This is a genomic window from Dactylosporangium sp. CA-139114 (genome assembly GCF_050955725.1).
Lineage (GTDB): Bacteria > Actinomycetota > Actinomycetes > Mycobacteriales > Micromonosporaceae > Dactylosporangium.
Genome location: NZ_CP192080.1, coordinates 9,156,211 through 9,169,632 on the forward strand (window position 1 = coordinate 9,156,211; position 13,422 = coordinate 9,169,632).

A 13,422-nucleotide genomic window follows, 5' to 3' on the forward strand; every position below is an offset into this window, starting at 1 on the left:
GACTTTTCTGACTTTTCGCCGGTCAGGCGATACATGCGATATGTCGGGTGCGAAGCGCCCGACATATCGCATACCAACCGGGTTTACGAGGCCAGGATCAGATGCTGACGCAGGGCGGCCAGCTCGTCCTGCGTCAGCCCGTAGGAGAGCGCCCACCCCTCCATGTCGCCCCAGCGCTCCCGCACCACGTCGAGCATCTTGGCCATCAGTGCCGCCTCGGGCTCCCAGGCCGGCACCTCCACCGGCCGCGGCGGCAGCCCGAGCCGGTCCACGACGACGGCCACGCGCTCGTGGATCGTCGGCATCGCCGCCGCCGTGGCCGCGTAGTCCGCCGCGATCGCGTCCTCCGGCACGCCGAGCAGCCCGAGCACGACCGCGGCCAGCACCCCGGTGCGGTCGCAGCCGGCCTCGCAGTGGAAGACGGCCGGGAGCGTGCCGGCGCAGGAGAGCAGCCGTACGGTGCCCGCGAGCACCGGGCCCTTCTCCGTGAGCATCGCCACGTAGTGCCCGACGAGGTCCTCGGCCCCGCTGACGTCCGCGATGGGGGCCGGGTAGTACTCGACCGCGGTGTCCGAGAGCAGGCCGCGGCCGAGCTGCGACACTTCGTACTCCCCGCGCAGGTCGATCACGGTGGACAGGCCGAGGTCGCGGACCAGGCGGTCGGCGTCGGCCGGGGTGGCGTAGGCGAGGGAGTCGCTGCGGAACAGCACGCCCGTGCGTACGGTGCCGCCGTCCGCCGGCAGGCCGCCGAGGTCCCGGAAGTTGACGAGCCCCTCCAGCGGGCCGGTCAGCGACCCGGTGGAGGGCTTGCGGCGGCGCCAGAACCTCACCCGATGAGGTCCTTCACCCAGTGGTAGGCGGTGACCGCAAAGCTGACCTCGCGCAGGTAGGCGATGCCCGCCGCGGCCAGGAAGAGCCCGGTGATCGCGTGGGCGCCGCGGGCGGAGCGCCGCGGGCGGCCGAGGCGCTGCTCGATGATGAGCCGGCCGAGCAGCCGCGCCAGCGCGAACACGCCCACGGCCACGACGAGCACGACCAGGAAGGCGATGAAGGGCCCGTTGAGGCTGCCCGCACTGTCCAGCGCCCACAGGCCCCAGCAGATGAACGCGATGACCGCGCCGGTGCCGGTGTACTCCCACCCGAGCTTGAGCTGCCGGGCGCGCTCGCCGCGCGGCGGGGAGTACCGCGGCGGCTGCTGCTGCGGCTCGAAGTCCATCACGCCCGTCGGCTCCGGGGCGGGCCGCGGCACGACCTTGGCCCGTCCGCGCATCTGCGGCACTCCGTCGGCGTTCACGGCGACACCTCCACTTGAGACCGGGGCACCCGAGACGGGGGGTGCGGAGACCGGCGGCGGGACTTCCTGGTGGAACGCGGTGGGCGGGGCGGCGCCGGTGCGCATGGCGACGAGCTCGCGCTCGAGGCGCTCGATGCGCTGGGCGGCGTCGGTCTCGGTACCGCTGACGGCCGGACGCGCCCGTCCGACCACCCGGCCCGTCTCGCCCGACTCCGGCTCGTGCCAGTCGCAGCCCACGTCGGGCAGGCCGGAGCGGCGCACGAGGTCGGCCAGGTAGGCGAGCCACGACTGCAGTTCGCGGGTCTGCGGCCGGTCCGACGGCCGGTCGGCGAGCGGCGCGTGCAGGTGGTCGCGCAGGGCCGGGATGCGCTCGAGCAGCGGGTGGCGCCGCAGCACGCTCCACGGCGGCGGCGACGCGTCCGGCGGGCCGCCCTGATCGCTGCGGCCGTCGACGCGCGGGTAGGCGCCGGTGACCATGAAGTACGCGACCGCGCCGAAGCCGTGCACGTCGTACGCCGGTCCGACGTGCTTCACCCCGCCGAACGCCTCCGGTCCGCCCGACTCCGGGGTGTAGGCGATCTGGGTGATCTCGTCTTCGCGGTAGTACCGCGCCCCGGTGAAGTCGATCAGGCGCACCTCGCCGGTGGCCAGCACCATCACGTTGGACGGCTTCACGTCCATGTGCAGCACCGGGGTCGCGCCCGGCTCCTGCGGGTCGTGCAGGTTCGACAGCACGACGGCGAGCGTCTTCAGGGCGGAGACGGCGTTGAGGCGGCGGCCCGCCGGGTTCGCCCCGGCGCGCTGCACCACGTATTCGCGCAGGTTGACGCCGTGCAGGTAGTCGTAGACCTGGTACGGCACGGCGTCGCCCGGCGCCGGGCGCTCACCGGGACGGTGCGGCGGCGGCCCGTAGAACCCGTCGGCCCGCCGGCAGATGCCGGGCACCCCGCGGTTGTTGAGGTCCATGAGCGCGGCGTCGCCCTTGTCCCACGAGCGCAGCTCGTCGGCGATGGGGCGCAGCGGGTCGACGCGGAAGACCTTCACGGTCATCGGCGCCGAGGTCACCCCGCCGGCGACCCGCACCGCGCGATACACGTCCGCCTGCCCGCCCGAGCCCAGGTGGGCCACCAGGCGGTACCGCTGGAACGTCTCGGGCAAAGGGCTCGCCGGACCGCAGACCAGGTCCAGCAACGCACCCTGCGTCATCGTGTCGCTCCCCCCAGCATCGTTTTGCCGCCCCCATACGGTTTCGAGAGTAACGAGCGCGCAAATCGGTCGCGCTGACCGGAGGTCACGAGGTAGACACAACCGATGAGCGACTATGTGCTGCGCACCGCCGGCGCCGACGAACTCCCCGCGGTCGCGCGCCTGCGCCGCGAGGCGTTCGGGGCCACCGCCGACTTCGACCCCGAGAGCACGTCGCGCCTGGTCTTCGAGCCGGCCCGCACCCACCTGGTCGAGCACGACGGGCAGGTCGTGGCGACGGCGGGCGTGTTCACGCGCGACCTCGCGGTGCCGGGCGCAGTGATCCCGGCCGCGCACGTGACCGGCGTCGCGGTCTCGGCGGTGCACACCCGCAAGGGCCTGCTCAGCCGCATGATGACCGCCCAGCTGACGACCGCGCCCGAGGCCGTGGCGGCGCTGTGGGCGTCGGAGGGCCGCATCTACCCGCGGTTCGGCTACGGCCTCGCGGCCCAGAACGTCACCATGCGCGCCGACCGCCGGGAGCTCACGATCACGGCCCCGAAGGCGCCCGGCACCCTGCGCTCGGGGAACCCGGCGGAGCTCATCAAGGAGCTTTCCGAGGTGTACTCGCGGGTGTTCCCCACCAAGCCGGGCTGGTCGAGCCGCGACGAGCACTGGTGGCGGCACCTGACCTCGGACCCGGAATCGGAGCGCAGCGGCGCCACCCGGGCGCGCGCGGTGCTGTACGAGAACGGGGACGGGGTGGTCGAGGGCTTCGCGCGGTACCGCATTCGCGCCGCCTGGGACGACAGCGGCCCGAAGCAGGAGGTCAACGTCATCGAGGTGGTGGCCGGGACGCCGGCGGCCTACGCCGAGCTCTACCGCTTCCTGCTGCGCATCGACCTCGCCCGCACCCTGGTCCAGGGCCTGACCAGCGCCGACGACCCGCTCTTCCACCTCGTCGACGAACCGAGGCACCTGGGCGCCAAGGCCGGCGACGGCCTCTGGGTGCGCATCGTGGACCTGCCGCGGGCGCTCGCGGCGCGCAAGTACGCCGCCCCGCTGGACGTCGTCTTCGAGGTGACCGACGAGCTCCTCCCCGCCAACGCGGGCCGCTGGCGCCTGCGCGCCGGCGCCGGCGGTGCCCTGGTCACCTGCACGAGGGCCGACGGCGACCCGGACTTCACGCTTGGGATCAAGGAGCTGGGCGCGGCCTACATGGGCGGCACCCGCCTGGGCGCCCTGCACCTGTCGGGCCGGGTCACGGAGCACCGCCCGACCGCGGTGGCCGCGGCCAGCACCGCCTTCAGCTGGCCCGTCGCCCCGTATTCGATCGAAATCTTCTGATCCCTCGGCGGGCGGGGGCGCAGGCGGTAGATTCGGTTCATGGGTGGGATCCAGCGCCGGCGGCGCCGCATGCGGCAACATCAACCGGTGACCCAGACGCCCCCCGAGGAGCCCGCGGCCCCTGCGGTCGTGGAAGAAGAGCCCCCCGCCCCGAAGCCGGCCGCGCCCCGCCCGCCCTCGCCGCACCACCTGGCGGAGCTGTCGGGGACCTTCGCGATGACCGCCGCGGTGCACGACCCGGAGCCGGCCGAGGCGGCGACCGCCCCCGAGGACGAGCACCATCCCAACGGGCACGACGACCATCATCATCACCACCACCACCATCACCACGACGAGGTGGTGTCGGAGCGGGGCCTGCGCGGCCTGGTCGGCGGCGGCGCGTCGCAGGTCTCGGTGTCGGCGGCCCTGCGCGCCCGCGACGCGGCCCGGCCGACGGAGGCGGATCTGGCGGCGGCGGAGCGGGACCTGCAGATCATCCGGCGGGGGTGGGTGCCGCGCGAGGAGCTGACGCGCCCGGGCCGCCGCTCCCCCACCTCCTAGCCGCGGAACTGCTTGAGGACGCCGCTCCCCGGCGCCCTCAAGCACAACGTGGAGGCTCAGGCGCTCGGCAGTGGTGGCAGAACGCGCGAGTTCTCGTACTCGAGGACCTGGGCGATCCGCCGTGCGTGGCGCTCGTTGCCCGAGAACTTCGTCGACAGGAACGTCGTCACGAGGGTGGTCGCCTCGTCGAGGGTGTGCTGGCGCGCGCCGATCGCGACGATGTTCGCGTCATTGTGCTCGCGGGCCAGCTGGGCCGTCTCCACGTTCCAGGCCAGGGCGGCCCGCACGCCGGGGACCTTGTTCGCGGCGATCTGCTCGCCGTTGCCCGAGCCGCCGATCACCACGCCGAGGCTGTCGGGATCGGCGACCACCCGGGCTCCCGTGTGGAAACAGAAGACCGGGTAGTCGTCGTCGGGGTCGTACTTCGCCGGGCCGACGTCCACGACCTCGTAGCCCTGCAGCCCCAAAGCGCTGACCAGGTGCACTTTCAGCTCATAGCCGGCGTGGTCCGAACCAAGGTAGACGCGCATACCCGGCAGTCTGTCAGAGCCGGATGAGTCCCAGGCAGGAACCCGCCAGCAAGCCGCCACCGAGCACGACCAGGCCGAACACCCAACCCGCCGTCGCGCCCGACTTGAGGCGCAGGATTCTGCGGCGGTCCCAGACGAGCGCGGCGGCGGCGAACGCGCCGATTCCGCACGCGGCGATCATCGCCGCAATGAAGATCTGCATCTGCATCTACACACCCCAGGCCCGAAGTACAGCGGCCTAGTGTGTATCACGATCGGGTGACTAGAACGAATCGAGCTGGGCCACCACGAGGCCGGCGCGGGCCTTCGGCGTGAACCAGGTGCTCTTGCGCGGCATCTTCTGGCGGGCCAGGTTGACCGCCACGAAGTCCCCGACCGTCACGGGGGCGATGAGCACCGCGAGCTCGGCCCGGCCGGCGTCGACCTCGCCGCGCAGCCACTCGGCGGGGTAGTCGCCGCCGACGTACGTGATCCGCTTGTCCCCGGGCTCGAGCCCCAGCGTCTCGGCGAACAGGCGGCGCTCGACGAGGGCGTGGTCGAGGTTCTCCACGACGCCGCCGCCCTCGGTGCGGGGCAGGCTCACCGACCAGGCGCCCTCGCGCGTGTAGAGGTGCACGCGGCCGCCCGTGGCCGGGACGCCCGCGGGGCCGGTGATCGGCACCAGGTCCAGGCCCTCCAGGGGCTCCGGGAGATCCGAGACCAGGCGGTTGTACGGCTGGATCGCCACCGACTCCGGCGTGGTCACGACCGCGAGGAAGCGCTCGTACCCGGCGGTCTGGGCCGCGAGGCTGCGGTGGTTGCCGTCGGCCACGACGAGCTCGCCGCCGCCCGCGAGGGCCAGGAGGCGGTCGCGGGTGGTGCCGGCGCCGACGGCCCAGATCTCGTGGGCGCGGCCGGACGGGTCGACGTCGGTCACGGCGGGGCTACCGGCGTCGGCCACGGCCTGGGCCAGGGCGGTGTGCAGGGCGTCGCCGTGGGCCGTCTGCAGCAGCAGGACGGGCGAGAGCAGGTGCCTGGTGGCCTCGGCCAGGGCGACGCGCTCCCGGACCTTCTCGATGAAGACGTCCTCGTTGCGGATGACCGCGCCGGGCTCGTCGGCGCTGGTCGAGATCTGGTCGGTGGCGACCATGCACCACAGGCCGTAGGCGCGGGCGCCGTCCGGCGCCGTGATGCGGTAGAGCACCACGACGTCGGTGGCGGGTGCGTAGTGGCCGTCCTCCTTCGCCGTGCGCAGGCGCGCGACGGCGTCGGGGAGGCAGTCGAGGAACGGGCGGCCGACGCTCCCGGGCGCCCGGTGCGGCATCTCGACCGCCAGCGCGCTGGCGGGGTTGGCGGCGATGATCGCGGTGATCTCCGCGTCGTCGGCGAACTCGTCGTAGTTCTGCGCGCCGGTCCCTCCGGTGGAGAGCCAGGCGTGGGCGATCGGGTACGCAACCGTCATGCGTACGACGCTATAGGTCAGGCGACCGCGGCCACGGCGTGGGGGTTCAGCAGTCCCGCAGTGCGGTGCGCCTCGTCAGTGGCGGGGTCGAAGACCACGGTGTCGAAGCGCACGACGACCGGCGGCGCCAGGAGCGCGCTCAGATCGTCGGGCAGCTCGGGCAGCTCGTCCTTCCAGGTCCGTTCCTGGACGGTGCAGCGGGACTCAGACATGATCTCGGCTTTCTCCAGAAATGTGTCGTCGCAAGATGCAACGGCACCCATCCGTTCGGGTGACGCACCAGAGGTGCCGATTCCAGAGAACTACACGGATGCGCCCAGGCGAGCGTTCAGTCGCGGACCTGGCACGAACCATGGACCGTCAGGAGAAGGCGGGGGTCGTCCGCGTGAGCAGCTTGACGATCCGAAGGGCCATCCCGTGCGGCTGACGGCGGCGCAGCTCGACCATGTCGGCCAGCGCATGGATGATCTTCAGCCCGCGGCCGCTCTCGGCGTCGGGCCCGACGTCCTTGGGGGCCACGCTGTCCAGGCCCATGCCCTCGTCGACCACGTCGATGATGCAGCGGTCCTCGTGAATGGTGACCGTCACCTCGTAGTCGGTGCCGTTCTCGGCGTGCTGGACCGCGTTGGCGCACGCCTCGCCGACGGCCAGGCCGATGTCCTCCCGGCAGTCCGTCGTCACGGCGAAGACGGCCAGCGCGGCATCGAGCACCCGCCGGGTCAGCGGGACGGTTGTGGTGTCGCGCGGCAGGGAGAGCGAAAGCCGTACTTCCATCCCCACAACGGGCTCCCTTCGCGCGATCGCCTTGTGCGGTAAGGATGCCCCGCACGCGAAGGGAGGAAACTTGCGGTTCGCGCTCAGGCCGCGGTGCGCACCGGCTCCGGGGCCTGGGCGGCGCGGACCCGGCGGGTCACCACGCGCTCGGCGACGAAGGACAGCAACGGCACCGTGCCGGCCAGCAGCACCAGCACCGTGAACCCGACCTTCCAGCGCGCCCGGCGGGCCAGGTCGGCCGCGAGGACCAGGTAGACCATGTAGAGGAAGCCGTGCGCCGGCCCCACGACGGCCACGATCGTCTCGTTGCCGGCGGCGTACTTGAGCACGGTGCCGGCCGTCAGCACGATCAGCAGCACGCCGACGATCCAGGCCACGACCCGGTAGCGGGCGAGGGCGGGGTTCAGATTCATCTGCTTCATCCTGGGAAGTCGCTCGGGCGGCGGTCGGGGTTGGCGGCGAGCCAGGCCAGCATCCGGTTGTACTGCGCCAGCTCCGGATCGTCCTCGGTCACGGGCGCCGGCCGGGTCGCCATCGGCCGCAGCGGCGGCGGGCCCGGCTTCCTCGGCGCGGCGGTGCCGCGGGTGTCGCGGATCGCCCGCGCCCAGAGGAACACGACGAAGATCGCGAAGAGCGGCCACTGCACGGTGTAGGCCCAGCTGAGCATGTTGCCCGCGGTGGCCCGCTGGTACTGCCACAGGCAGGCGATCACGCAGACGGCCACCCCGGCGAGTGCCAGGACATGCCCGAGCACCCACCGGGGTGTGAAGAATCGCCGCACGAGTAGCCAGGCTACTCAGTCGAAGACCGGACCCACGTCGCGGGTGCGCTTGATCTCGTAGAAGCCGGGCGTGCCCGCGACCAGGAGCGTGCCGTCCCACAGGCGACCGGCCGCCTCGCCCTTGGGGCGCGGGGTGACGACGGGGCCGAAAAAGGCGATGATCCTGCCGTCCGGGCCCGGCACGTGGATCACCGGCGTGCCGACGTCCATGCCGACCGGGTTCATCCCGGCGAAGTGGCTCTCGCGGAGCTGGGCGTCGAACTCGGTCGACTCGGCGGCCTCGGCCAGCTCGGCCGGGAGCCCCGCCTCGACCAGCGCGGAGCGGTAGAGCTCGTCCGAGAGCTCCTGCTGCTCGTGGTGGATTCGGTTGCCCAGGGCGGTGTAAAGCGGACGAAGGACATCATTGCCGAACTTCTGTTCGGCGGCGATCGCCACCCGGACCGGACCCCAACCCTTTGCCAAACCCTCCTTGTATTGCTCCGGAAGGTCGTCGCGGCCCTCGTTGAGGATCGAGAGGCTCATCACGTGGAATCGGACGTCCACAGCTCGGACCTGCTCGACCTCGAGCAGCCAGCGGGACGTGATCCAGGCCCACGGGCAGCGCGGGTCGAACCACATATCGGCGATGACGCGGTCTTCACCCATGACGGTGACCACCTCACTAGTGAAAGAGTCGGGAACCCGGACCGATCCTTACGCAACCCGCACGCGAGGTACCACTTCGGGCAGGAGTGACCTGAGCCACTCCCCCAGTCTCCTCCGCGAGCATGGAACACTCGGGGTGACGCCGTCGACGGGGACGGCCACAGCGAAACGACAGGAGACGACACGTGGCCGGTGTACGCAACCTACGCCAGGTCGAAGCGGTCGAGCGGGCCCGCCTGCTCGGCGTCACGGCGTACGACATCAGCCTCGACCTGACCGACGGCGCCGGGCATCCGGGCGAGGGCACGTTCCGGTCGACCACCGAGGTGCGCTTCACCTGCCGGGAGCCGGGGGCCGGGACCTTCATCGAGGTCGCCGCCGCCACCCTGCACAGCGCCACGCTCAACGGCGAGCCCGTCGACACGAGCGGCTGGAGCACCGAGGGCGGGCTGGCGCTGACCGGGCTGGCGGCCGACAACGTGCTCGTCGTGGACGCCGAGTTCGCGTATTCCACGACCGGCCAGGGCCTGCACCGCAGCGTCGACCCCGTGGACAAGGAGGTGTACCTCTACAGCCAGTTCGAGACGGCCGACGCCCAGCGCGCCTTCGCCTGCTTCGACCAGCCCGACCTCAAGGCCGAGTTCACCTTCCGGGTCACGGCGCCCGCGCACTGGAAGGTCATCTCCAACATGCCGCTGGAGCGGCAGGAGGGCCTCGTGCGGCACTTCCAGCCCACGCCGCGGATGAGCACCTACGTCACCGCCGTGTGCGCCGGGCCGTATCACGAGGTCCGCGACACCCACGACGGCATCGACCTGGGCGTGTTCTGCCGCCAGTCGATGAAGCAGTACCTCGACGCCGACGACATCAACCTCGTGACGAAGCAGGGCTTCGACTTCTTCCACGAGGAGTTCGGCATCCGCTACCCGCTGCCGAAGTACGACCAGGTGTACTCCCCGGAGTTCAACGCCGGCGCGATGGAGAACTTCGGCTGCGTGGTCCACGCCGAGCAGCACTACATCTTCCGCTCGCCGGTCACCGACTTCGAATACGAGCAGCGCGCGAACACGATCCTGCACGAGCTCGCCCACATGTGGTTCGGCGACCTCGTGACCATGCGCTGGTGGGACGACCTGTGGCTGAACGAGTCGTTCGCGGAGTGGGCCAGCCACTGGTGCAACACCCACGCGACCCGCTTCACCGACGCGTGGACGACGTTCCTGTCCGTGCGCAAGAACTGGGGCTACCGGCAGGACCAGCTGTCCTCGACCCACCCCGTCTACACCGAGATGCCGGACGTCGAGGCGGTCGAGGTCAACTTCGACGGGATCACGTACGCCAAGGGCGCCAGCGTCATCAAGCAGCTGGTCGCGTACGTGGGCATCGACGCCTTCCGCAGCGGCCTGCGCGCCTACTTCCAGCAGCACCAGTGGGGCAACGCCACCTTCGACGACCTGCTCACCGCGCTCGAGTCGGCCAGCGGCAAGGAGCTGCGCAAGTTCGCCGCGCAGTGGCTGGAGACGGCCCAGGTGAACACGCTGCGGCCGGAGATCACCGTGGCCGCGGACGGCACCTACGAGCGCGTCGTGGTGCGCCAGGAGGCCCCGGCCGCCTACCCGACGCTGCGCACGCACCGCATCGGCATCGGCCTCTACGACCTGGCCGACGGCGGCCGGCTGGTGCGCCGCGACCTGGTCGAGGCGGACGTGGACGGCGAGCAGACCGAGATCGCCGCGCTCGCGGGGGTGCGCGCGGCCGACGTGCTGCTGCTCAACGACGACGACCTGACGTACGCCAAGCTGCGCCTCGACCCGGCCTCGATGGCCGTCGTCGTGGATCACATCGACGGGCTCGACAACTCGCTGGCCCGGGCGCTGGTGTGGTCGGCCTCGTGGGACATGGTCCGCGACGCCGAGCTCGCGGCGCGCGACTACGTGAAGCTCGTCGCGACCGGCCTGCCCGCCGAGCGCGACATCAACCTCGTCACCGCGACGATCCGCCAGGCCCAGTCGGCGCTGGTGTTCTACGCCGACCCGGCGTGGGGGCCGCAGGGCTGGGCCCAGCTCGCCGACACCGCCCGCGCGGCGCTGGCCACGGCCGAGCCGGGCAGCGGCTTCCAGCTGGCCTGGGCCCGCTCGTTCGCCGCCGCCGCGCGCAGCGAGGCCGACCTCGGGGTGCTGGCGGGCTGGCTGCGCGACGAGAGCGTGCCGCCGGGGCTGACCATCCAGGCCGACCTGCGCTGGGGCATCCTGCACTCGCTGATCGCGGCGGGCGCGGCCGACCCGGAGCAGATCGAGGCCGAGCTGGACCGTGACCGCACGGCCAGCGGCGAGCGGCAGGCGGCGCTGGCCCGGGCGCTGGTGCCGACGGCGGAGTCGAAGGCCGAGACCTGGCGCCGGCTCACCGAGGACCACGCGCTGCCCAACTGGCTGCAGCGCTCGCTGCTGCAGGGCTTCCAGCACTCGGCGCAGACGAAGCTGACGGCGCCGTTCGTGCCGGCCTACTTCGACGCGCTGCTGCCCGTCTGGGAGCACCGTGACAGCGAGCCGGCGGCCGAGTTCGTGGAGATGGCGTACCCGGCCTACCAGGTGAGCGAGGACACCGTGGCGCGCACCGAGGCCTGGCTGGCCACGCCCGGCACGCCGGCGCCGCTGCGCCGTCTGGTCGGCGAGGGGCGCGACGGGATCGTGCGGGCCCTCAAGGCGCGTGCGAAGGACGCCGCGGCCTCCTGAGACACGAAAGAGGCGCCGCGCTCGAGTCGAGCGCGGCGCCTCTTCTTCGCGTCAGTTCAGTGCTTGCCCGCGTGGTCGGCCAGCTGGGCCAGGCCCGAGACCAGACCACCGGCCAGGTCACCGCCGCCGAAGGCCGCCGCCATCGACAGGGCCGCGAGCTTCGCCGCGCGGTCGGGCAGGCGGCGACGGGCCTCGCCGCCGGTCACGATCTCCAGCACGCGCTGGTTCGGCGACAGGGCGATCAGCACCGTGTTGGCCGGGTCGGCGAGCTGGGCGTGCAGCTTCTCGGCGTAGGCCCGGCCCGGCTCCTCGAGGTCGCCGACGTAAATGCTGAACGTCAGCCCCGTCGACGAGTCGGCCAGGCGCAGCGCCTCGTCCAGGCGCAGCAGCTGGCGCGTGGTGAACGGGCCGTTGAGGACTTCGGGCCGGCCGGTCAGGCCAGCCGCGCTACCACCGGTCACTTGCGCCTCCGATGACTTGCGGCTGCGTCCGGTCGCCCGACCAGTCGGTCGCGCCGGAGCTCTCGCCGCTCGCGGTCAGTTCGGCCCGCCGCGCACCGGTGAGCTCGCGGGCGTGCGCCGCCTCGGTCTGCTGCTCGGGCGCGGACAGGAACCAGACGGGCGTGAAATCGAACGGCCGTCCGGGCCGGTAGCGCCTGCTACGGCGGGAACCCCCCGCGTAGACGGCGCCCGCGATGAGCAGGATGACCGCAACCGGAATCCCGGCGAAGATCAGCGTCGTCTCGATGATGGACAAGCTCAACGCCCCCAGGCGTCGAAGGGACTAAAAGACCGGCTTCACGTTAGCGGGCGGCGATGACCAGCCGGTTGCCGGGGGCCTACCGTCACGTTCATGGACCTCTCGCGCCAGTATGCCGAATCGCTCGACGCCCAGGACCCGATCGGACATTTCCGCGCGCAATTCTACATTCCGGACACAGCGCTGGTCTACTTCGACGGCAACTCCCTGGGCCGGCTGCCGCTGGCCACGCGCGAGCGCCTCCGCGACGCGATCGACCGCGAATGGGGTCACGACCTGATCCGCGGCTGGGACACGTGGATCGATCTGGCCCGCTCGACCGGGGATCTTCTGGCGGCATCGGTACTGCACGTGCTCCCCGGCGAGGTCGTGCTCTCGGACTCCACCAGCGTGAACCTCTACAAGCTGGCCGCGGCCGCGCTCGACGCCCGCCCCGGCCGCGGCGTGATCGTCACCGATGACGACAACTTCCCCACCGACCGGTACGTGCTGGAGGGCCTCGCGGCCGCGCGCGGGCTGGAGCTGCGGGTGGTGACGACCGACCTCGACGCGGGGGTGGACCCGCAGCGGGTGGCCGCGGCGCTCGACGACGACGTGGCGCTGGTGTGCCTGTCGCACGTGGCGTACCGCTCGGGCGCGATCGCCGACATGGTGGCGATCACCACTGCCGCGCACCGGGTGGGGGCCCTCACACTGTGGGATCTGTGCCACTCCGCGGGCTCGGTCCGGGTGCCGCTGCGCGAGTCCGGGGCCGATCTCGCGGTCGGGTGCACGTACAAGTACCTCAACGCGGGACCGGGCGCTCCGGCGTTCCTCTACGTGCGCCGCGACCTGCAGGCGACGCTGCGCCAGCCGATCTGGGGCTGGTTCGGGCGGAGGGACCAGTTCGCGATGGGCGCCGGCTACGAGCCGGCCGGGTCGGTCGACCGGTTCCTGGTGGGCACGCCGCCGGTGCTGGGCGGGTACGCGGCGCTCGAAGGGGCCCGGATCACGGCCGCGGCCGGCATCGACGCGCTTGCCGCCAAGGGCGCCGCGCTGACCGACTACGCGATCGGACTCGCCGCCGCGTGGCTGGGCGACCGGCTCGCGCTGGCCAGCCCGCGGGAGTCCGCCCGGCGGGGCAGCCACGTGACGTTCCGGGCGCCCGAGGCGTGGCCGATCTGCCAGGCGCTCAAGGCGGCCGGGGTGATCCCGGACTTCCGCACGCCGGAGCGGCTGCGGATCGGGCTGGCGCCGCTGTACACGCGGTTCGTGGACGTGCACGAGGGCATGGCGCGGCTGCGGGACGTCGTGGACACCGGCGCGTACTTGTCCTACGGCGCCGAACTCGGGCGGGTCACGTGAAGGCGTGACCCCCCGGAGGCCGGTGCGCCCGGTCCGGCTGGGCGAGGCTT

Annotated in this window: 16 protein-coding genes; 4 read left to right on the forward strand and 12 right to left on the reverse strand. The window is 72.2% G+C overall.

From position 1 onward, the window contains the following. Positions 1-83: 83 nt before the first annotated feature. Together ACQP2P_RS41070 and ACQP2P_RS41075 are read right to left on the reverse strand one after the other, a co-directional pair. Positions 84-830, reverse strand: a complete 747-nt coding sequence (locus tag ACQP2P_RS41070) for a tyrosine-protein phosphatase (protein WP_433610376.1) — start codon at positions 828-830, stop codon at positions 84-86. Then, positions 827-2,500 (reverse strand): protein kinase domain-containing protein, encoded by a 1,674-nt coding sequence (locus ACQP2P_RS41075; RefSeq protein WP_433610378.1) that lies wholly within the window; start codon positions 2,498-2,500, stop codon positions 827-829. The genes ACQP2P_RS41070 and ACQP2P_RS41075 overlap by 4 nt, the downstream gene beginning before the upstream one ends. 105 nt (positions 2,501-2,605) lie before the next feature. On the opposite strand from ACQP2P_RS41075, the gene ACQP2P_RS41080 reads away from it, so the two are divergent. Continuing rightward, on the forward strand, positions 2,606-3,826 hold the full coding sequence (locus ACQP2P_RS41080; protein WP_433610380.1) for a GNAT family N-acetyltransferase: 1,221 nt from the start codon (positions 2,606-2,608) through the stop codon (positions 3,824-3,826). An 87-nt stretch (positions 3,827-3,913) separates the two neighbouring features. Next, positions 3,914-4,366, forward strand: coding sequence for a hypothetical protein (locus ACQP2P_RS41085; protein WP_433610382.1), 453 nt, complete (start codon positions 3,914-3,916; stop codon positions 4,364-4,366). A 56-nt stretch (positions 4,367-4,422) separates the two neighbouring features. Here the strand turns inward: ACQP2P_RS41085 and ACQP2P_RS41090 are convergent, their stop codons facing one another. The 8 genes from ACQP2P_RS41090 to ACQP2P_RS41125 form a co-directional block, all read right to left on the reverse strand. Next, on the reverse strand, positions 4,423-4,896 hold the full coding sequence (locus tag ACQP2P_RS41090; RefSeq protein ID WP_433610384.1) for a ribose-5-phosphate isomerase: 474 nt from the start codon (positions 4,894-4,896) through the stop codon (positions 4,423-4,425). Positions 4,897-4,909: 13 nt separating this feature from the next. Next, positions 4,910-5,104 carry a hypothetical protein gene (locus tag ACQP2P_RS41095; protein ID WP_350616040.1) on the reverse strand — a complete coding sequence of 65 codons (195 nt, stop codon included), beginning with the start codon at positions 5,102-5,104 and terminating at the stop codon, positions 4,910-4,912. A gap of 54 nt (positions 5,105-5,158) precedes the next feature. Continuing rightward, positions 5,159-6,337, reverse strand: a complete 1,179-nt coding sequence (locus ACQP2P_RS41100) for a DUF1015 family protein (protein ID WP_433610386.1) — start codon at positions 6,335-6,337, stop codon at positions 5,159-5,161. Positions 6,338-6,354: 17 nt separating this feature from the next. After that, positions 6,355-6,549, reverse strand: a complete 195-nt coding sequence (locus tag ACQP2P_RS41105) for a hypothetical protein (RefSeq protein ID WP_433080214.1) — start codon at positions 6,547-6,549, stop codon at positions 6,355-6,357. Between the two features lie 148 nt (positions 6,550-6,697). Further along, complete coding sequence (locus ACQP2P_RS41110; protein WP_433610389.1) at positions 6,698-7,111, reverse strand: ATP-binding protein; 414 nt, start codon at positions 7,109-7,111, stop codon at positions 6,698-6,700. A gap of 83 nt (positions 7,112-7,194) precedes the next feature. Further along, the gene (locus ACQP2P_RS41115; protein ID WP_433619484.1) at positions 7,195-7,518 is read right to left on the reverse strand and encodes a DUF3817 domain-containing protein; all 324 of its coding nucleotides are present in this window, start codon (positions 7,516-7,518) and stop codon (positions 7,195-7,197) included. Positions 7,519-7,529: 11 nt separating this feature from the next. Next, positions 7,530-7,892 carry a hypothetical protein gene (locus tag ACQP2P_RS41120; RefSeq protein ID WP_433610391.1) on the reverse strand — a complete coding sequence of 121 codons (363 nt, stop codon included), beginning with the start codon at positions 7,890-7,892 and terminating at the stop codon, positions 7,530-7,532. Between the two features lie 15 nt (positions 7,893-7,907). Beyond that, positions 7,908-8,537, reverse strand: a complete 630-nt coding sequence (locus ACQP2P_RS41125) for a mycothiol-dependent nitroreductase Rv2466c family protein (RefSeq protein ID WP_433610393.1) — start codon at positions 8,535-8,537, stop codon at positions 7,908-7,910. Between the two features lie 185 nt (positions 8,538-8,722). Between ACQP2P_RS41125 and pepN the strand changes: the two genes are divergently transcribed. Beyond that, positions 8,723-11,269: an aminopeptidase N gene (gene pepN, locus ACQP2P_RS41130; RefSeq protein ID WP_433610395.1), complete on the forward strand. Its 2,547-nt coding sequence runs from the start codon at positions 8,723-8,725 to the stop codon at positions 11,267-11,269. Between the two features lie 56 nt (positions 11,270-11,325). On the opposite strand, the gene ACQP2P_RS41135 is transcribed toward pepN, so the two are convergent. Together ACQP2P_RS41135 and ctaJ are read right to left on the reverse strand one after the other, a co-directional pair. After that, a complete protein-coding gene (locus ACQP2P_RS41135; RefSeq protein ID WP_433610397.1) occupies positions 11,326-11,730 on the reverse strand; it encodes a DUF5130 family protein in 405 nt (134 codons plus the stop codon). Next, complete coding sequence (gene ctaJ / locus ACQP2P_RS41140; protein WP_433610399.1) at positions 11,717-12,025, reverse strand: aa3-type cytochrome oxidase subunit CtaJ; 309 nt, start codon at positions 12,023-12,025, stop codon at positions 11,717-11,719. The genes ACQP2P_RS41135 and ctaJ overlap by 14 nt, the downstream gene beginning before the upstream one ends. 96 nt (positions 12,026-12,121) lie before the next feature. On the opposite strand from ctaJ, the gene kynU reads away from it, so the two are divergent. Beyond that, complete coding sequence (gene kynU, locus ACQP2P_RS41145) at positions 12,122-13,372, forward strand: kynureninase (protein ID WP_433610401.1); 1,251 nt, start codon at positions 12,122-12,124, stop codon at positions 13,370-13,372. Positions 13,373-13,422: the final 50 nt, after the last annotated feature.

Excerpts from the sequence above, each read along its gene's own strand:
- ACQP2P_RS41075 (WP_433610378.1), bottom strand. The coding sequence starts at position 2,500 with ATGACGCAGGGTGCGTTGCTGGACCTGGTCTGCGGTCCGGCGAGCCCT.
- ACQP2P_RS41080 (WP_433610380.1), top strand. The coding sequence starts at position 2,606 with ATGAGCGACTATGTGCTGCGCACCGCCGGCGCCGACGAACTCCCCGCG.
- ACQP2P_RS41090 (WP_433610384.1), bottom strand. The coding sequence starts at position 4,896 with ATGCGCGTCTACCTTGGTTCGGACCACGCCGGCTATGAGCTGAAAGTG.
- ACQP2P_RS41095 (WP_350616040.1), bottom strand. The coding sequence starts at position 5,104 with ATGCAGATGCAGATCTTCATTGCGGCGATGATCGCCGCGTGCGGAATC.
- ACQP2P_RS41100 (WP_433610386.1), bottom strand. The coding sequence starts at position 6,337 with ATGACGGTTGCGTACCCGATCGCCCACGCCTGGCTCTCCACCGGAGGG.
- ACQP2P_RS41105 (WP_433080214.1), bottom strand. The coding sequence starts at position 6,549 with ATGTCTGAGTCCCGCTGCACCGTCCAGGAACGGACCTGGAAGGACGAG.
- ACQP2P_RS41110 (WP_433610389.1), bottom strand. The coding sequence starts at position 7,111 with ATGGAAGTACGGCTTTCGCTCTCCCTGCCGCGCGACACCACAACCGTC.
- ACQP2P_RS41125 (WP_433610393.1), bottom strand. The coding sequence starts at position 8,537 with ATGGGTGAAGACCGCGTCATCGCCGATATGTGGTTCGACCCGCGCTGC.
- kynU (WP_433610401.1), top strand. The coding sequence starts at position 12,122 with ATGGACCTCTCGCGCCAGTATGCCGAATCGCTCGACGCCCAGGACCCG.